The sequence below is a fragment of the Pseudomonas sp. E102 genome, assembly GCF_052660185.1.
The window spans coordinates 2,060,302-2,078,767 of the sequence record NZ_CP084025.1 but is presented as its reverse complement, the minus strand read 5'-3'; the positions used below and the strand labels follow the sequence as shown (position 1 = coordinate 2,078,767).

The following is an 18,466-nucleotide window of genomic DNA, read 5'->3' as shown; positions in this document are numbered from 1 at the left end:
AGGAGTTGCCTTTGCGGTGGCCTATGCCCGACGGCATCGTTGTACGTGACCGTTTTGGACACTCGTGACTTACCCGCCACGCCCGGGATGACCCTGGTCTGTTGAGGTTTTGGTGGATGAAACGAGTTGCAGATCACAGGAGGTAATCTGGCGGGGACGCAGTGCTTTTGTATAAGCGCAAGAAACGCTTTTAAATCTCGCCCGATTCGTCAGCATTGGAGCGGCGGTAAGCGCCGGGACTCACGCCCGTCCACTTTTTGAATGCACGATGAAAGGCACTGCTTTCCTGGAAACCCGTGAGGGCAGCCACTTCAGTCACGGTCATATTCGGCTGGCACAACAGATTGATCGCCATGTCACGGCGCAGATTGTCTTTCAAACGCTGATAACTGACCCCCTCGGCCTGCAGTCTTCGCTGGAGCGTCGAATAAGACATGCACAGCGTGCTTGCCATCTTGTCCAGCTCTGGCCATTGCTCCGGATCGAGGCCTCTCAATCTGAGGCGGATCTGGGCGCTAATGCTGTCCTCGTTACGATATTTCACCAGCAGACTGGCAGGCGACTCCTTCAAGAACGCCGATAGACTGGCTTTGTTTTGCGCGACTTTGAGGCTTAGAAAACTGCGCTCGAAACGAATCATCGTCGCTGGCGCACCAAACTGAATGTCTTCACAGAAGCGCATCCGATAGTCGCTATCGTCGAGTGGTCGATTCGGCCTGAAGCAGAGCTCTTTAATGGGAATGCGTCTGTTACCCAACCAGCAGAGCAGTCCATGGACAAGGATCAGCCATGTTCCATAACTAAAGAGACGACGTTCAATGCCGTTGTCATGGATAACGATGACGGCGCAGTCGCCATCAAAACTCAGCTCACCGTGAATATCGTCCAGTACGAGACACAAAAATTTCAGAATCCGTCGCAACGCTTGCTCTAACGACTCGCAGTCAATCGACGACTGGCACATCAATCGGAAGCTGCCCCGTCGCATAGGATGGCTATCGATCGCGAAAAACTCATCGTCGAGCAGATCCGAGAGCGCGACCCACAGCCGAGAAAATGCTGCAGCCGAAACCCTGGCTTGGGGGGAAGTGAGGAGTACAGGGTCGATACGTGCTTGCTGCAGTGCAAGGGAGGTGTCCAGCTGGCGACGCAACGCGCCCTCCAGGGCCTCATGCACCAATCCGATTGAAGTCGTTCCTTTATCCTGGATGAGCACGCCCTTTCCCCTCTGCCGGTGGTTGCCTGCGGACTTGATGCTGACTTTTGAATCTCTTCGGCAGTCCTGCCTTGGGCAACCTGACGAGCCTGAACGCTTTCTACGTTCCGACTTCTCGACATGACCTGTCAACCCGAAGGTTTTGTTATCAACAAGCCCATGGGCCCTCTTCCCAGGCTTTGATGGCGGGTCTTGATAGTTGTCCAAAACATTCAACCACGCCGAGGCTTTTGGACATTGTCCAGGCCGTCGCCCACCGACACTATCGGCCGGCAACCTTCGGTTACGTTGAGTCTGACGCTACAGAATCCAGGAGTTACCGTGACAGAGAAAGAGCTGTACTGGGAAGACTTCACGCCAGGTAGCCTCTGGACGGCCAAGCAATCTGCGCCTATTACAACGCAGGCGATCATTGCCTTTGCCGCAGAGTACGATCCTCTCGATATTCACATAGATCCTGACCTTGCCCGTTCGAGTCCGCTTGGCGTGCACTGTGCCAGTGCAGTGCAAACCTTCGGTATTACGCAGCGGCTGATGTGCGACGCCTTGCTGCTTCAAACCAATGTCGTGGCGGGTGGCAAGATCGATGGTTTCAGGATGGTTGCTCCGGTGGTGCCTGGAGACACACTCAAGCTATCCGTTCAAGTCGTTCGATCATTCATTCATGCGTCAAATCATCAACGGGGCTGGGTCGTGTTTAAAGTCGATGTAACAACGAATGAGGGGAAAACGGTTCTCGTTTATGAGGTGGCAGTATTGATATTGCGCAGGAGCGAACGTGATTGAGATTGGTCGGGAGATTTAACGATAACCGTATGTACCGGTCTTGCCCTCCGTCCGCATCGCCCACGTCGCCCTCCCATTCACATATGCAAGGCAATGAAATCCACGAAACAGCGCAGCTTGGCCGTGATAAAGCGATTCGGCGGCCACAGCACACTGAAGTGAATGGTGCGGGTCACCTCTTGGGTCAGCACGGCCTGCAGCGCCCCGGACTCGAGGGCCTCCTTGACGGCAAATTCCGGCAGGCAGGCAATGCCCCGCCCTTCCATGGCGGCGTTGAAAAGCATGTCGATGTTGTTGCAGACCAGCACGGCCCGCAGGTCCTGCGTGCCGTTGTGGGACTTATCCGGTAGCGGCCAGCGCTCAAGCTTTCCGGTGGAAGGCACCCGGTATAACAGGCAGTCATGGTTGCTCAAGTCGCTGGCGTCCACCGGCGTCCCCTGGGCCTGGAAATAGGCCGGGGCGCCCACCAGCAGGAAACGGAAAGCACCCAATCGCCGTGCCACCAGGCGAGAGTCATTCAACTCACCGGTCCTGACCACCGCATCGAAGCCTTCCTCCACGACATCCACCAGGCGATCGCTGAAATCCAATTCCAGATGAATGTCCGGGTATCGCTTGGCAAAGCTGGACAGCAACGTGAACAGGAACTGCCCGGCCAAGGGTAGGCTCACGCGCAGCTTGCCGCGCGGTTCGCTGCTGGTGCTCGACAGTTCCAGTTCTGCTGCTTCCAGCTCATTGAGCACGCGCTGGCAGCGGTTCAGGAAAAGCATGCCCTCCGCCGTCAGGTTGATGCTGCGGGTGCTGCGATGAAACAGCCTGACGCCCAGGCGCTGTTCCAGGCGCGCGACGCTTTTGCCGATCGCCGATGAAGACACGCCTAATAGCCGTCCGGCCGCGATAAAACTGCGCGTTTCGGCGACCTGGACGAAAACCGAGATTCCGCTGAGGTTGTCCACGCTCTCTCCTTGAGATTCTTGCGCCTTGAATTGCGGAACGAAACGTCCGGTGTGTCCGGAATTCTAGCCTCTGTTTCCCCTGCCGTCTGCGACCTAGCATGGCGACGTCCATTACAGCAGGGGAATCGCGAACATGACCGCCAAAGAAACCATCCTACTCTCCAGCGCTATCGCCACCGACCCCATGCAGGTGCGAATCGACGCTGCCCTGAACAGCGCCATCGAAGAAAAACGCCTGGTGGGGGCCGTGGCGCTGGTTGCTCGTCGCGGCGAAATCACTTATCGCAAGGCCGTGGGCCTGGCCGACCGAGAGGCTGGCCTGCCGATGCGCACCGACGCCTTGTTCCGGCTCTCCTCGGTGACCAAACCTATCACCTCGGCCGCCGCCCTGGCCTTGGTCGCCCAAGGCCGCATTGGCCTGGATGATCCTATCGCTCGCTGGCTACCGGGGTTTCAACCAACCTTGGCGGACGGCACTGGCGTATCCATCAGCGTGCGCCAGTTGCTTAGCCATACAGCGGGCCTTGGTTACGGTTTTCTCGAAGGCACGGGCGGCGGCGCCTATGCACAGGCCGGAGTGTGTGACGGGCTGGAAAATGCGCCGGCGACCCTGGAGGAAAACATTCGGCGACTGGCGACGGCGCCGCTGCTCTATCGTCCTGGCACCGATTGGGGGTATTCAATTGCCACTGATGTGTTGGGCGCGCTTATCGCCAAGGTATGCGGGACCAGTCTGGCCGATGCAGTCAATCAACTTGTGTGCGAGCCACTCGGTCTGTCCGATACCCGTTTCAATGTCGTCGACACTTCCCGCCTGACGGCCGCCTATCTCAATGCCGATCCCGAGCCACGTCGTATGAATGGTGTCGAAGTGATCGAGGTTTTCGAGAACACCGCCGGCATCCGGATGGACGCGGATCGGGCCCTCGACAGCAATGCCTACCATTCGGGAGGCTCAGGGATGATCGGCTCCGCCGAAGAATTCCTGACCTTGCTCGAAACCTTGCGCCAGGGTGGTGGCCCGCTCATGCCGGCGAGCCTGGCAAAAGAAATGGGAACCGTCCAGACCGGCAACCTGGAACTCGCCAACTGGCCTGGCCGTGGCTTCGGCCTCGGATTCACGGTGATGACTGACCCGCAAGCGGCACAAGCGCCGGAGTCCGTCGGGACCTGGCGCCTGGGTGGGGCTTTTGGTCATTCCTGGTTTGTCGATCCGGCGCAGCAGATCTCCGTGGTGGCGTTTACCAACACCGCCTTCGAGGGGATGTTCGGACAGTTTACGGTCGATCTGTGCAACGCCGTATACGGCGCTTGATGGCCCTCGCCTTGCGCTGCCGTTCACGCTTTGAGAATGCGGTCACTCCTGATTCTTGCGAGAAATGACATGACTTGTTCTACCCGATCTAACGCATTATTCAGCCCGATGTTCTTCATTGCCCTGGGGTTGTTCGGCGTCTACACCATCGAGTTCGGCGTGGTTGGTATCTTGCCGGTGATCATTGAACGCTACAGCGTCAGCGCCTCCGAGGCAGGTTATCTGGTGGGTCTGTTCGCCCTGGTCATCGCGGTATGCGGCCCCTTCATGGTGCTGTGGTTTTCGCGCTACAACCGCAAGCGAGTCCTGACCCTGTCGCTGTTCATCTTCGCCGCCTCCAGCGCCTTATCGGCCTATGCGCCCAATTACGGATCACTGGCGATCCTGCGGATCATTCCGGCCTTCTTCCATCCAGTTTATTTCTCACTGGCATTTGTCGCGGTGGTGTCGCTTTATTCAGAGGAACAGGCTACACAAGCGACCGCGAAGGCGTTTGTCGGCACCAGCATGGGCATGGTGCTCGGCGTGCCTATCACCACCTGGATCGCTGCACGTTTTTCCTACGAAGCGGCCTTCCTGTTCTGCACCGCAGTCAACGTGATCGCCGGGCTGGGCATCATCGCCCGGTTACCCGATACCTTTGCCGGGCAGCGGACGCCTTATGGGGAACAGTTGGCTATCCTGCGTAAACCGACGTTGTGGCTCAATATCCTGGCCTCGACACTGATCTTCGGAGCAATGTTTTCGGTGTATTCCTACAGCGCCGAGTATCTGTCTCGGGAAGCCGGAATGAGCGGTAAAGTGATCAGTGCCATGTTGATTCTGTTCGGCGTAGGCGGTGTGGCCGGTAATCTGCTGACAGGCCGTTTGTTATCCAAAAATAAAGTGGGTACCACGCTAATGCATCCGATCATGTTGGGGGCGTCGTATCTGATCCTGCATTTCTTTGCCAGTCCGGACATCTTGCCGATGATTCTGATCGTCGTGCTGTGGGGAGCCACCCACACCAGTGGCCTGATCGTGACCCAGGTCTGGCTGACCTCCGAAGCCCCGGAGGCGCCTGAGTTCGTTACGGGTCTTTACATCTCGTTCATCAATCTGGGCGTGACGCTCGGTGCGACTGCCGGTGGCTGGTTCCTGGCCCGCATGGGAATGGAAGGCACCATCGTAAGCGGCTTGGTTTTCTGCGTGCTGGCAGCCGCGACGATCGCGATCAAGGTACTTGTGTACGGGGCGCGACAGCCAGGTCTTGCGACGGAAACCCAAGCAGTTTTGCACTAAGTCATTCATCGGAGACCGTGGCAAGCCACGGTCTCTCTCGAACTCAGCGGAGTTTCTATCGGTCAGAACCACTTGGATGGAGTCACGATAGGAAACGTGCAGGCACTGTTGCAGTTGGAGCCCTAGCGCGGGGGTGGTGCAAGTTCATGAAAAAACCAGTCTTAAGCGAACCTACGGGAAGAATGCCTCACCCGGTGAAGCTCCGCAGAGGCAACCAAGAGCCGATTAGCGACCCTTAGATCGTCTGGTCCTGAAGATAGTCAGAAGGTGTAGACCCTATTCAGGACAAGACAGCCTTTGAATCCGACATTAGTTCTTTTTGAGTACCAATCTATGAATTGATCAGCGCTCTGCCGTAGGCAAGAGGGTCGGTAGCATTAGCACAACCTTTCAGAAGTAGCTTTTTATATCTTGCCGTCAATGAGGTGTGCCATGCCCAAGGTTGTCCAATTTCACCGTACCGGTGACGCTGATGTTCTGACTCTCGATGAAGTCGCTGTAACCGCGCCGAAAAGCGGCGAGGTTCAGATCGAAGTAAAAGCCATCGGCTTGAACCGTGCGGAAATCATGTACCGCACTGGGCAGTACGTGATCGAGCCCCAGTTCCCGGCGAAGCTGGGCTATGAAGCGGCCGGGATTGTCCGGGCGGTCGGCAGTAACGTCAGCGACATTGTTCCTGGTGACATAGTAAGCGTCGTGCCGGCGTTCTCTTTCGCCGATTACGGTATGTATGGTGAGGTGGTCAATGCGCCTGCGCATGCCGTCGTCAAGCATCCGTCCAATCTCAGCTTCGTGGAGGCAGCAGCCAGCTGGATGATGTTTGTTACTGCATACGGCGCCTTGATTGAGTACGGAAATCTACAGGCTGGCGAAACCGTGCTCATCCCGGCTGCATCAAGCAGTGTCGGTCTGGCAGCAATCCAGATCGCCAACATGCAAGGCGCCATCCCGGTGGCCCTTACCCGCACAAGTGCCAAGCGTCAGGCATTGCTGGACGCTGGTGCGAAATATGTCATTGCCACCCAGGAGGAGGACGTGATCGCCGAGGTGGCCGCGATTACCGGGGGCAAAGGTGCGCGTATTGTTTTCGACCCTGTTGGTGGTCCCGAGGCGACCAAGCTGATCAAGTCCATGGCGAACACCGGAATCTTCTTTCAATACGGTGCTCTGGATCATCGCGATATCCCGGTTCCGGTCTTCGACATTCTCGGCAAGCATCTGACCGTGCGGGGCTACGAGCTGTTCGAAATCACCACGGATATGCAAAAGCTGGCCAATGCCAAGGCATTTGTTGCCAAAGGCTTGGCAGGCGGTCAACTCAAGCCCGTCATCGACCAGGTCTTCCCGCTTACTGACATCGCGGCGGCACACCGCCGAATGGAGTCGAATGCGCAGATCGGCAAAATAGTCGTCGTAGTCGACTGAGTAAAAATGCTGCGGCAGCCAGCTTGGCTGCCGTACGCCAACGCTGCCTGCCCTCAAGCGATGATGGCCTATTTTTTGGGTCCCCAAGAGAGAGGCAGCCCGGCTTCGCTATCATGTGCAGAGTAGGTCTGGCCCGATGCGCAGGTAAATGGAGATTGGCGATGAACCTGATTGAAGCCATGCAAATGTTCGTGGCAGTGGTTGAGCATGGCAGCTACACCAGAGCGGCCGAGGCGCTGAGTGTGCATCGCCCGGCACTCTCCAAGAATATCCGTAATCTTGAGCACGAACTGGGTGTGCAGCTGTTGCACCGCACCACGCGCAGGGTGAACACCACGCCAGCTGGCGATGAGTTCTATGACCGCAGCCGGAAGTTACTCGCTGAACTAGCGGACACACTGGACTGGTTTTCGCCGACTCGTCCGCCGCGAGGCAAGCTAAGGATCGACATGCAGACCGTACTCGGTCACGCGGTGATAATCCCGCGACTGCCCGAGTTCATGGAGCGCTACCCTGGCCTGGAAATATCTCTGGGAGCCACTGACAACCTGAACGACCTTATTGCAGAAGGCATCGATTGTTCCGTGCGGCTCGGTGATCTGGATGATTCGAGCCTGGTTGCCAAACGTATCGGCGAGGTTGCTTTGGTGACCTGCGCGGCTCCCGCCTACGTAAAGAAACATGGTTTACCAGCCACGCTGGATGATCTGCAGGCGCACCTGGCTGTCAACTTCATGGTTGAACAGCGCCGCCAGATCATGCCCTGGCGGTTCAGGGGCAACGGTAAAATTATCAGTGTGAAGATGCGCAGCGGCATCGTCGTCGACAACGCAGAGGCATGCTTTACTGCGCATTGGCGGGGATTGGGATGGTGCAGGGGCTGCGCCCGGCGCTGCAGCGATACATCGATAGCGGGCGTCTGGTGGAAGTTCTGCCGGATGTTCCAGTCGAGCCGAAAACCGTTTCCGTGTTGTTTCCGGATCGCCGTCATCTATCACCCAATGTGCGGGTATTTGTCGAATGGGTGAGTGCGTTGTTCCAAGAGAAGAGGCATTAGCGCGGCCTCATTGGTGTTGGCCTGATTAACAGTCCCACCTTCCTCTGCCCGCCCCCAAGGCGAATGACTCGCGGCTCGGACCGAACATTTTCAGGTGCCACAACCGGACGAACATCAGGCGATTTTTTCCGGTGAGCATCGTTGGATTTCGCGCGTAGTCAACCGCTGGCGCGTAACGATGAAAATCGAACGCCCTTGCTTTTCGTCCCGCACATTGATGGCCAAGTTGACGGTACCCGCGTATAGCGGGCACCGCTTCCCATAGGGAACAAAGGCTTACACGCCTGCTTACCAGCTGTAACTCACTTTGGCGGTAATCTCGCGACCCGGGTTGTAGAAGTTCGCTGTGCCGGAACCGACCACGTGCTGCTCATCCAGCAGGTTGCTGACGTTCACCGCAAGGTCGGTGCCCTTGGCGATCTCGTAGTTGAACGCGGCGTCGAACAGCGTGGCGCCATCGCTTTTGCCGGAGTTGGCTGCATCGAAGTAATAAGAGCCGACGTAGCGCGCGCCCAAGCCAACGCTGACATCAGTGCCGGGCACGTCGTAATAACTCCAGAGCGAAGCGGAATGCTTGGGTGCCGTGGTGAACTCATTACCCTTCAGGGAGCTGCCGTCGTACAACGAACCGCGCAGTACCTCGGACTCCATATAGGAGTAGCCACCAATCAGGCTGAGGTTCTGCGTCACCTGCGCCTTGGCCTCCAGGTCGAGGCCACGCGCCCGCGATTCGCCCACCGTCTGTTGCTCGATGATGCCGCTCGGCAGCACCACGGCGATGGTGACGTTTTCCTGGGTCAAGTCATAAACGGCCGCGGAGAACAGTGCGTCCATCCCCATCGGCGCATACTTCACGCCCACTTCGTACTGCCTGCCGGTCTGCGGTGTTACGCCAACCTGAGGCGGCGAGACGGACTCCACCATGCTCACATAGGTGGACACCTCATCGTTGACGATATAGGTCAACGCACCTCGGTAGGACGTTTCGGAGAAGTTGTCTTTTTCGGAGGATTGCAAGCCTTTGCTGGTAAGGTCCATCGAATCGTTACGCATACCGGCGGTGACGATGAAACGCTCGTAGAACGATAGGTTCTGCTGAAGGAATACGGCCTTGGTGGTCGCGTCTCGCTTGTTGACCGCATACGGGGTGATGGAGCGTGAAACGCCAGTAAACACGGGATTTGCAACGTCAATCGGGGTCGTCAGGGCGTAGACCGAGCTTTCCTTGGTAGTCGAATCGAGGTATTCCACGCCCACCAGGCTGCTGCTGTCGATGTTCTCGAAGCGGGCGTCGTATTGCAGCATCAGGTTGCCGTTGAACTGGTCGGCCTCACTGTCCGTTCCAAACAAGTACCGGTCAACGGTAGTACCGACACGCGCGGCGCTGTCGCTGATGTAAACGTAGCCAAAATCATCGGTCAATTTGCTGTAACGCAGATTGCTGCGCAATACGAAGCCGTTGTCGAAGTCATGGGTGACGTTACCGCTGAGGCTGGTGCGCTCGACATCGTGAAAGTTGTAGCTCGGCTCACCATAAAACTTGCTGCGGTCGTATTCCTTGTCCAGCGGATAGCCGCCACTGTTGGGCGAACTTTCGGTTTTCAGATAGTCCAGAATCACGGTGGCTGACGTGTAATCCGTGGGCGCCCAGGTGAGGCCACCCATCAGCAACTGGTTGTCGTCCTGTGAGTGATCGTATTCGCGGTCGCTGTTTTGGCCTTTGGCAGTAAAGCGGCCAGCCAAGGTTTTCTCGTCGTTCAGCGCATCCCCCACATCGATGCCTGTCTCGACATGGTCAAACGAACCGTAGGTCACATAGCCCTGGCCAAACTGCTCAAAGCGCGGCTGTTTGGTCACGAAATTCACCGAACCGCCCGGGTCCGCTGGGCCAAACAGCGTGGAGTTGGCGCCACGCAAAATCTCTATGCGTTCGTAAGCGAATGGATCTTCGCGTACGCCGCGCATCGAACTCAGGGTCAAGCCGTCACGGTAGGTGGTGGCCTGGAAGCCCCGGATCTGGAAATAGTCGTTGCGGTCATCCGTACCATAGAAGTCACTGACCACACCGGGGGTGTATTGCAGCGCCTCTTCCGTGGTGCTGACGCTGCGTTGTTCCATTTCTTTGTTGGTAACAACCGACACCGATGCCGGCGTATTGAGAATGCTGGTTGCCACCTTGCCGCCAACCCAGAGTTCCTTTGCGACAACCGAGTTGGCGTCGTCGTCGGCACTGACCCTGACCTTGGCATTGATGATGAGGGGCGCAAGGCGATAGTCCTCGACGGACGTTGTGTCGAGCTCCAGCGGGCCGGCGGGCGTAGGCTGAGGGAACAGTAGATAGGCATTCGGGCCTTGCTGTTGGATTTGCAATTCGCTTCCCTGTAGCAAGGATGACAGCGCTGCCGACGTATCGAGCGTGCCATTCACGCCAGCAGTGGTGCGGTTCGCTACACTCGACGCGTCGAAGGAAAGGCTGATGCCAGCCTCGCGCGCAAAGCGGTCAAGCGCCGGCGCCAGCGGGCCGGCAGCGATGTTCCACTGCTTGACCTGATTGCTGTGGTCAGCGCTCGGCGTTTGCGCCAGCGATGGCAAGGCGTAGCTGCTTACGATCAGCCCCAAAATCGCACCGTGCAAGGCACGACTTAATGGATGGCGCTGGGAAACAGGGGACGAACTCATATTCTCGCTCCAAGAAAGGACATCGGCAGACAGGCCTGTATTCCGGCCTTTCTAAGAGGTCGAACGAGAATGAGAATACACCTCATTATTTTTTCAGGTGGCACAAAGTTCTGATGGGCTTAGGTGGCAGCGGTCACGGTCACCCAATAACGGGTCCGATAATCAACGTGCAAATGCAGTGACTGCGCGATCAATGCCAGGACCTGATCGTTGTCGGCGAGTTGGAAGGTGCCGGAAACGCGACGATCCGCGACCTCGTCGGCGCAGCGCAGTACACCGGGGCGATAGCGCGACAACTCCACGATGAAATCATCGAGGCGCATATTGCGCGCACTGATCACCCCGTCACCCCAGCTCCATAGATCAAGGCCGTTGCCTTTGAACATTCGGGCCCCACTTGATGTGAACAGCAGCTGATTTCCTGCCTGAACACTGCGGCTGGCAGGCGTTTGACTGGAGCCGGGGAAAACCGTGACTGATCCTTCCTGAGCCGCGACCAGCGTGCCATCGTCGAACTCGCGTGCCAGAAAGCGGGAACTCTGAGCGCGCATGATCCCGTCACGTGATTGCACCCAGAACGGTCGCGCTCGAGGCGAGTGTTGATCCGCGCCGACATTCACGATGATTTCACCACGTCGCAGGATTATCAGACGTCGCTGGGCGTCGAAATCGCTGTCGACGGCGCTATCGCTATTGAGTTGGATTAGGCTGCCATCATCGAGTTGGAAGCGCCGTTGCTCGCCGGTACTGCTGCGCTGCTGCGCAAGCATGGCGGGTACGGGTGTGTAGTCCCGGCCGAGCCAGGCTGCAGTGCCAACAGTCGCCAATATGCCCAGGAGTTTCAGGCTTTCCCGCCGCCGCATTCCATGATTGGTCCCATTAAGGGTTTGCCGGGCCAGTTGAGCTGGCACGCCTGCGAATTCATCCCCAAGCGCTTCCACGCGCTGCCACGCCAACACGTGCTCCGGGCACTGCTGCAGCCAGTGCTCAAATGTGCGCTGTGTTTGCTCATCTGGCTGATCGAAGCGCAGGCGCACCTGCCAGTAGATCGCCTGGTCGACAATGGCCGGATCCAGCGTCTGGGACTCACGCCTCGACATAACGCAAGCGATAACAGTGTTGCAGGGCGGTGGCCAGATCGCGTTCCACCGTCGCACGGGAAACACCCAACTTTTCGGCTATTTGCGCGCAGGTCAAGCCGTCGAGCCGGGCATATAAAAACGCCTGGCGAACTCTCGGTTTAAGCATATCGAGCATGCGATCTATCCGCTCGAGCGTATCGAGAATCAGCAGTCGGCTTTCTTCCGAGGGAACCTCGTGTTGAGGCAGTAATGCGACGCTCTCCAGGTAGGCACGTTCGAGTTCGCGACGGCGATACTGATCAATCATCAACCCGCGGGCGATACTGCTCAAATAGGCGCGTGGTTCACGCAAGGGGCTGGACTGACGGGATTTGAGCAGGCGTACGAAGGTGTCCTGCGCCAAATCTGCTGCGTTATCGCGACATCCAATGCGTCGGATTAGCCAGCCGTGCAACCACGAGTGGTGGGTTCGATAGAGCAGCCCTAGATCTGCAGTACCTAGTGGTTCATCGCTGCGCATCGGAATCCCGGCAAATACATGATTGATAATTAATCGCATTCTACTCATGCGGTAGGCCTGAGGCAAATACGTGGTGCTTAGTGTCTGCTTTGGGCGAACGCTGTCATTCTGTAGAGGCTGCGAGGGAACGCCAGGCACGCAGATGATCATCAGGACAGTGCCCAGTCAACAAGCAAGTGGCGATCTATAGGTTGTGGTGTGACTGGCCCCATAAATGTTATGTTATTACATCTTTATGGGAGAGTTCATTTTGAAACATCACGTTCCGCTGCTGACAGGATTCACCCTCGGGCTACTTGGACAACCTATTTCAGCCGCACAACCTCTGACGCTGGACGCGTTGACTATCACCGGATCCACCGTGGAGGAGCGTGCCGATGGACCAGTGCAAGGTTATCGAGCAACGCGTTCGAGCACAGCTACTCGCACCGACTCCGACATTCGCGATACCCCGCAAAGCATCGATGTAATACCCGCCCAGGTGATCAAGGACCTCAACACCACGCGAATCGATCGCGCCCTGGATTTCGCAGGCGGTGTCTCACGACAGAACAACTTTGGCGGACTAACTTTTCTCAACTACAGCGTCCGTGGTTTTACCACCGGCGAACTCTACAGGAACGGCTTTGCCATCAACCGTGGCAGCTACAGCGCGCCGGACACTTCCAATATCGAACGTATCGAAGTGCTCAAAGGCCCGGCGGCAAGTCTCTACGGTCGCGGCGATCCCGGCGGCCTGGTCAATATCGTGACCAAGCGTCCGCAGGCTGAGGCGTTCAGCAACCTGAACATCAGCGCCGGCACCTGGGACCGTTACCGCAGCAGCCTCGACGTCAACTCGCCACTCGACAGCGAGGGCAACCTGCTGGCACGAGTAAACATGGCCATCGAAGACAATGGCAGTTTTCGCGATCACGTTGACAGTCAACGACGGATCATCAGCCCGTCGTTGAGCTGGCAGATTTCACCAGACACCCGCCTGATGCTCGACACCGAGTTCTCCCGTACCGAATCGGTGTTCGACCGCGGCATTCCGGCAGTCAATGGTGAGCTTGGCTCGGTCAAGCGGTCGACCTTCATGGGTGAGCCCAACGATGGCCAGATACGCAACGACAACCAGACCATTGATCTGGCGCTGGAACATTATTTGAACGACAACTGGAAGGTTCGCCTGGCCAATCACTACACGCAGGGCACGCTCAATGGCGCGAGCTCGGAACCTCAAGCATTGGTCGGCACCACCATCACGCGTTTCTATCGCGAGCGTGACTTTGAATGGAACGACAACATCACCCAGGCCGAGCTACATGGCAACTTCGAACTGGCCGGCTGGCAGCATCAGACGCTGGCGGGACTGGAGTATGAAAACTACCGCAACAGCCAGAAGTACCCCCAGAGCGCCACGCTTGCAAGCTATGGCTTGGATATCTACAACCCCGTTTATGGTCAGCCCAAGCCGGCCCTGACCCGCGCCAACGATTTCCACGAGCACACCGAGAGCTACGCGCTCAATTTGCAGGACCAGATCGCCTTTACCGATCGTCTGCGCGGATTGATCGGCGTGCGCCTGGAGCGCATCGAGCAGACTTCGCTGAATCGCACGACAGCTGTCAGCAACAGCCAGGAAAAAGACGTCGCCACTCCACGCGTTGGGCTGCTTTACCAATTGGCACCACAGGTCGGCGTATTCGCCAACGCGTCCACGTCTTTCAAGCCCAATACCATCGGCACGCAAGGCCAGGTCTATAAACCGGAAAAAGGCCTGGGTTATGAAACCGGTTTAAAACTGGACCTGTTCGACAGCCGTATTGGCGCGACCATCGCTCTGTTTCACATCGACAAGGAAAACGTCGTGACGACCGACGCGCTCGGTGAAAGTGTCGCAGCCGGTGAGGCTCGCAGCCAGGGCCTGGATCTGCAGTTCAGCGGCCAGATCACCGATGCCCTGCGTGTTATCGGTGCTTATGCCTACATCGACGCCGAGGTGACCAAAGGCGACTCCGCGCTACCCAAAGGCAGCGACCTGTTAGGCATCGCCCGCAACAGCGGTAGCCTGATGGGTGTTTATGAGTTTCAGGACGGCGCCTTGCGTGGGTCGGACATGGGCGCAGCCTTCAACTATGTCGGCGAACGCTCAGGCCAGGCTGGCAGTAGCTTCAAACTGCCGTCGTATAGCACTGTCGATCTGCTCGCGCACTACAAAGCCAGCGAAGACGTTACGCTCGGGCTGAACCTGAACAATCTGTTCGATCGCAAGTACTACGAACGATCCTATAACAGTGCCTGGGTCCTGCCCGGAGAGCCGCGTAACCTCAGTGTGAGTCTGAGCCTCGACCTCTGACAGTGATCGCCAAGGTCGCAATGCATTCACCGCTCGAGCGCCAGGAATCGATTTTCAGGAGCGCCTGCTGAGAGGCCTCCTCGACACCTTCGGCACCAGGGTCAACCGAAGGCTATGAGCCATGGAGATAATCGCCTTGACCAGTTCCGCGCTGTCGCGGTTGTGTTCGATGTCGTTGATAAACGAGCGGTGGATCTTGAGCGTTTCGATGGGCAAGCGACTCAAGTAGCTGAGGGCCGAATAGCCGGTGCCAAAACATCAACCAGCTTCAGTTCCACCGTGAATTCTTCCGTCGGATGTTCCACCGATAGCTGTGGATCAGCGCAGACGGGTACCGTTGCCAGGGGAAAGCGGCTGGGCTAATGAGGTAGCTGTCCATATGCCTACACAGAACGTGAGGCCTCTGCAGGGCTACGGTGTCCGTCTCCGCTCAATCATCGGCATCAGAGGCAAAGGAAAGCGGCTGAATCAGGTGCGAGCCCTGATTGCGAACATTTCCGACATCCTTACCAACCTTGTACCAATGAAAGTCTGTTGCTGGTCGACAATGCTCCATCGCTAATTCGCGCGCTCGGTCAGGTGGCGTGTCGGGATCAATCCATTCACGAGCATGCTCAGGCGCCATGCGTCCGCACATGCTGTCACCCGTCGAATAGTGCTGCTTATGACATTGACCGCAAACGATGCAAATCGTTAACTGTATATACGTACAGTTAATCCCTTTAAGGCTTGCATCATGAGCATCACCATCCTGGGCCTGTTGGCTACCGGCGGCGAGAAGCTGCCTCTTTATTCATTCAAGGTGCCTGCAGGCTTCCCTTCGCCCGCTGCTGACCACATCGAAAAGCACATTTCCCTGGATGAGCTCTTCGATGTACGAGCTCCCCACGTCTATCTCGTGAGGATCGATGGCGACAGCATGCAGGGCGCGGGGATCTATTCGGGGGATATGGTGGTGGTTGATCGAAGCATAGATCCGATCAGTGGGGACATCGTTATAGCTGCGCTTAACTCCGAGCCACTGCTCAAGCGTCTGCATTTGCGCGACAACGCCGTAATACTTCTGTCGGAAAATCCCAAGTATCCGGCAAGGCACGTGATGGAAGGCGACGAACTCATGATTTGGGGTGTAGTGAAATACAGCGTCCGCGATCATGACAACACGTGAACCTGTCTTCGCCCTGATTGACTGCAACTCGTTTTACGCCAGCTGCGAGCGCGTCTTCAGACCTGACCTCGCGAAGACACCTATTGTGGTGCTGTCCAACAACGACGGCTGTGTAATTGCGCGTAGCTACGACGCAAAACCTTTCGTAAAGATGGGCCAGCCGTACTTCCAAATCAAAGATCATCTACGTCGGCATGGGGTTGTGGCGTTCAGCAGTAATTACGCTCTGTACGGCGACATGAGCGAGCGTGTCATGACGATCATTGAATCGTTAGTACCGACGCTTGAGGTCTACAGCATTGATGAGGCGTTCGCCGACCTCACCGGTATCCCAGGTGACTTATCTGCGTTTGGCCGGCACATGCGTTCTACCCTTCTCAAACGCACTGGCATTCCTGTCGGGGTTGGAATCGCGCACACCAAGACGCTGGCCAAGCTTGCCAACCATACCGCCAAGCGGCTGCTGGATATCACGGGCGGCGTAGTGGATCTCTGTGATCCCTTCAAACGGGACTGGACGCTGCGCAACACTGATGTCGGCGAGGTCTGGGGCATCGGCAGGCGCATGAAGGCGCATCTGGAAACAATGGGGATCCAGACCGCGATGGACTTGGCCAAAGCCGACCCGTGGATGCTTCGTCAAAAATTCAGCGTGGTGATCGAGAAAACCGCTCGCGAACTTGCCGGCACCCCATGTTTGGAGTTGAGTGAGGCTGATCCACCCAAGCAGGAGATTTGTTGTAGCAGGATGTTCGGCACGCGGCTCACCGAGATTGAGCCAATCAAGGAAGCTGTCGCCACCTACACACAACGCGCGGCGGAAAAGCTCCGAGCTCAAAGCTCGCTGTGCAAGAAAATCCGCGTGAGCATTAGAACCGGCATGTTCAACCCTCAGGAAGCGAAGTATGCGAACGGGGCGTTGGTCGAATTACCTTACCCGACCAACGACGTGCGGCTCATGACCAAGGCCGCAACCGAAGCGGTAAACCGTCTATTCCGGCCTGGCTTCAAGTACAGCAAAGCAGAAGTTTTGCTGATGGATCTGCGCCAGCCTGGCGAATTCACTGATGATCTGTTCGCTCATTCTCAACCCGTCATGGCTGATAAGGTGATGAGTGTTTTGGATGAAATCAATGGTCGATGGGGAAAGGGGGTTATTCGGATAGCGAGTGTGCCTGCAGCGCCTGGTTGGGCAATGCGTCGAGAGCTGATGAGTCAGAGCTATACGACGAACTTTGATCAGTTGTGGACGGTGAAAGCCCGCTAGCGAGGACGCGTTCGGCATCTGCAGCTTAAAAAATGCGCCTCCTATGCCGACTACTTACGGCCAGAGTGTGTAAAAACACAACTACGCTCAAAAGCCCTGTATCGAATTTTTCGTTGTACGTTGAAGCCGCGGACGGCTTTGAACTGAATGATGACCGTCCCCTGCCACAACGTTCGCAAAGGAATGCAGATGATCGATGTTCCCGCCGTTTTGACAGTCTTTTTGGTTTACCTGGCCGGTGTCGTTATTTCAGGGCCAAATTTCGTTGCAGTAGTCCACAAAGCGGTAGCTGCTACGCGGTCAGGAGTTTTGGCCTTGGCAGTCATTCATCCAAGGGGTCGTTTAACGTGGTGATTGTCACCTTCGGTGCCCAGCCCAAGCCGGTTGACAAGAGCCGATCGACCCGATGGTGTTCTTCGATGCCGCGGTAGCTGCATTGAAGTAAATCCGCGCCCCGGATGACGTTAGTCTTAGCGGCGCGGAACGACGACAACTGCGGGAGCAACGAAGATCGACCCTGTTCCGTCGGATAATTGCAGGTCTCCGTACGCGTACGGCGCGAGGCTTCATTACAGATCTGGCTGCGTACAGCACCGGCTCAATTAGAGCGCATTGAGACAGGCAGCTTTCGGCCAGAAGCAGACATTCAGTCGTATCTACGGATTCAGGGTCGACTCACTATCAAGGCATGCAAAAACCTGAAGGCTTGGTACTAGCTTTAAATAGATCGACAGAAATCTGATTTGATGGCCAGGCTTCAAAATGAAAACGATGTTTGGAATGAGATTTACTGGTTCTCGAAGGTGCTGCCAGCGCCTTACGGAGAACACCGACAATTCCCATGGGAGCACTGTCGGCGTCCGGATTTTCAGGTGTGTCCGCCGCTATATAATTAGCGGTCAGATCTTTACCTTCATGCTTTGAGGGGAATATTTCGCATAGTCACCAGAGCGGTGGCGCAAAGGGTTTCCTTGCCTTGTTTCACGGCAAACAAATCGGCAGCGGCAACAGTAGTGTTGTTCGATGCATTGATGACACGTCCCCTGGCTAGTAGCTTTTCACCCTCTGCCGGGGCAACTAGTTTGACAGTGAAATCTGAAGTCATATTTATCCAGCCAGGTGGCAGCAAGGTTCCGGCGGCCGAACCTCCGGCAAAATCAGCCAACGCTCCGATGATACCACCTTGAAAGAAGCCGTTATGCTGGGTGAGTTCTTTGCGCGTTGGCTGTTCGATTTCACAATGACCTGGCTTCAGGTAATTGTAATGAAATCCCAGTAATTTTGCCGCTGGCATACTGAGTACCGCTCCTTGGACGTGCTTAGCAAAGTCGGGATTGCTTGCAGCGAAATCTTCCATGGCATTCATCCTTATA

At 56.7% G+C, this 18,466-nt stretch carries 14 protein-coding genes and 2 pseudogenes; 9 read left to right on the top strand and 7 right to left on the bottom strand.

The genetic code is table 11. The annotated features are described in order from the left end of the window. Positions 1-190: 190 nt before the first annotated feature. Entirely contained in the window at positions 191-1,216 is a 1,026-nt protein-coding gene (locus tag DOCECA_RS09440; protein ID WP_445571844.1) for an AraC family transcriptional regulator, read from the bottom strand. Between the two features lie 321 nt (positions 1,217-1,537). Here DOCECA_RS09440 and DOCECA_RS09435 point away from each other — a divergent pair, with 321 nt between their 5' ends. Continuing rightward, complete coding sequence (locus DOCECA_RS09435) at positions 1,538-2,002, top strand: MaoC/PaaZ C-terminal domain-containing protein (protein ID WP_445571843.1); 465 nt, start codon at positions 1,538-1,540, stop codon at positions 2,000-2,002. A gap of 77 nt (positions 2,003-2,079) precedes the next feature. Here the strand turns inward: DOCECA_RS09435 and DOCECA_RS09430 are convergent, their stop codons facing one another. Continuing rightward, complete coding sequence (locus tag DOCECA_RS09430) at positions 2,080-2,958, bottom strand: LysR family transcriptional regulator (protein ID WP_445571842.1); 879 nt, start codon at positions 2,956-2,958, stop codon at positions 2,080-2,082. 184 nt (positions 2,959-3,142) lie between these two features. On the opposite strand from DOCECA_RS09430, the gene DOCECA_RS09425 reads away from it, so the two are divergent. The 4 genes and pseudogenes from DOCECA_RS09425 to DOCECA_RS09410 all read left to right on the top strand — a co-directional run bounded on the left by DOCECA_RS09425 (position 3,143) and on the right by DOCECA_RS09410 (position 8,036). Further along, entirely contained in the window at positions 3,143-4,273 is a 1,131-nt protein-coding gene (locus DOCECA_RS09425; protein ID WP_445572156.1) for a serine hydrolase domain-containing protein, read from the top strand. Positions 4,274-4,342: 69 nt separating this feature from the next. Further along, entirely contained in the window at positions 4,343-5,554 is a 1,212-nt protein-coding gene (locus tag DOCECA_RS09420) for an MFS transporter (RefSeq protein ID WP_445571841.1), read from the top strand. A gap of 432 nt (positions 5,555-5,986) precedes the next feature. Continuing rightward, positions 5,987-6,979 (top strand): zinc-dependent alcohol dehydrogenase family protein, encoded by a 993-nt coding sequence (locus tag DOCECA_RS09415; RefSeq protein WP_445571840.1) that lies wholly within the window; start codon positions 5,987-5,989, stop codon positions 6,977-6,979. Between the two features lie 113 nt (positions 6,980-7,092). Continuing rightward, positions 7,093-8,036: pseudogene (locus DOCECA_RS09410) on the top strand (LysR family transcriptional regulator). 288 nt (positions 8,037-8,324) lie between these two features. On the opposite strand, the gene DOCECA_RS09405 reads toward DOCECA_RS09410, so the two are convergent. The 3 genes from DOCECA_RS09405 to DOCECA_RS09395 form a co-directional block, all read right to left on the bottom strand. Then, the gene (locus DOCECA_RS09405) at positions 8,325-10,715 is read right to left on the bottom strand and encodes a TonB-dependent siderophore receptor (RefSeq protein WP_434676362.1); all 2,391 of its coding nucleotides are present in this window, start codon (positions 10,713-10,715) and stop codon (positions 8,325-8,327) included. 119 nt (positions 10,716-10,834) lie between these two features. Next, the gene (locus DOCECA_RS09400) at positions 10,835-11,815 is read right to left on the bottom strand and encodes a FecR domain-containing protein (RefSeq protein ID WP_445571839.1); all 981 of its coding nucleotides are present in this window, start codon (positions 11,813-11,815) and stop codon (positions 10,835-10,837) included. After that, positions 11,802-12,317 carry a sigma-70 family RNA polymerase sigma factor gene (locus DOCECA_RS09395; protein WP_434676569.1) on the bottom strand — a complete coding sequence of 172 codons (516 nt, stop codon included), beginning with the start codon at positions 12,315-12,317 and terminating at the stop codon, positions 11,802-11,804. The genes DOCECA_RS09400 and DOCECA_RS09395 overlap by 14 nt, the downstream gene beginning before the upstream one ends. A 250-nt stretch (positions 12,318-12,567) precedes the next feature. Here DOCECA_RS09395 and DOCECA_RS09390 point away from each other — a divergent pair, with 250 nt between their 5' ends. Beyond that, positions 12,568-14,658, top strand: a complete 2,091-nt coding sequence (locus DOCECA_RS09390) for a TonB-dependent siderophore receptor (protein WP_434676353.1) — start codon at positions 12,568-12,570, stop codon at positions 14,656-14,658. A gap of 54 nt (positions 14,659-14,712) precedes the next feature. Here DOCECA_RS09390 and DOCECA_RS09385 read toward each other — a convergent pair whose 3' ends face one another. After that, a complete protein-coding gene (locus DOCECA_RS09385; protein WP_445571838.1) occupies positions 14,713-14,874 on the bottom strand; it encodes an EAL domain-containing protein in 162 nt (53 codons plus the stop codon). 520 nt (positions 14,875-15,394) lie between these two features. Here DOCECA_RS09385 and DOCECA_RS09380 point away from each other — a divergent pair. The 3 genes and pseudogenes from DOCECA_RS09380 to DOCECA_RS09370 all read left to right on the top strand — a co-directional run. Further along, the gene (locus tag DOCECA_RS09380; RefSeq protein ID WP_420763597.1) at positions 15,395-15,826 is read left to right on the top strand and encodes a LexA family protein; all 432 of its coding nucleotides are present in this window, start codon (positions 15,395-15,397) and stop codon (positions 15,824-15,826) included. Continuing rightward, the gene (gene umuC / locus DOCECA_RS09375) at positions 15,813-17,093 is read left to right on the top strand and encodes a translesion error-prone DNA polymerase V subunit UmuC (RefSeq protein WP_445571837.1); all 1,281 of its coding nucleotides are present in this window, start codon (positions 15,813-15,815) and stop codon (positions 17,091-17,093) included. Before DOCECA_RS09380 ends, umuC begins: the two co-directional genes overlap by 14 nt. Positions 17,094-17,282: 189 nt before the next feature. After that, positions 17,283-17,411: pseudogene (locus DOCECA_RS09370) on the top strand (LysE family translocator); the annotation flags it as partial. 595 nt (positions 17,412-18,006) lie between these two features. Here DOCECA_RS09370 and DOCECA_RS09365 read toward each other — a convergent pair. Further along, positions 18,007-18,450 (bottom strand): PaaI family thioesterase, encoded by a 444-nt coding sequence (locus tag DOCECA_RS09365; RefSeq protein ID WP_445571836.1) that lies wholly within the window; start codon positions 18,448-18,450, stop codon positions 18,007-18,009. Positions 18,451-18,466: the final 16 nt, after the last annotated feature.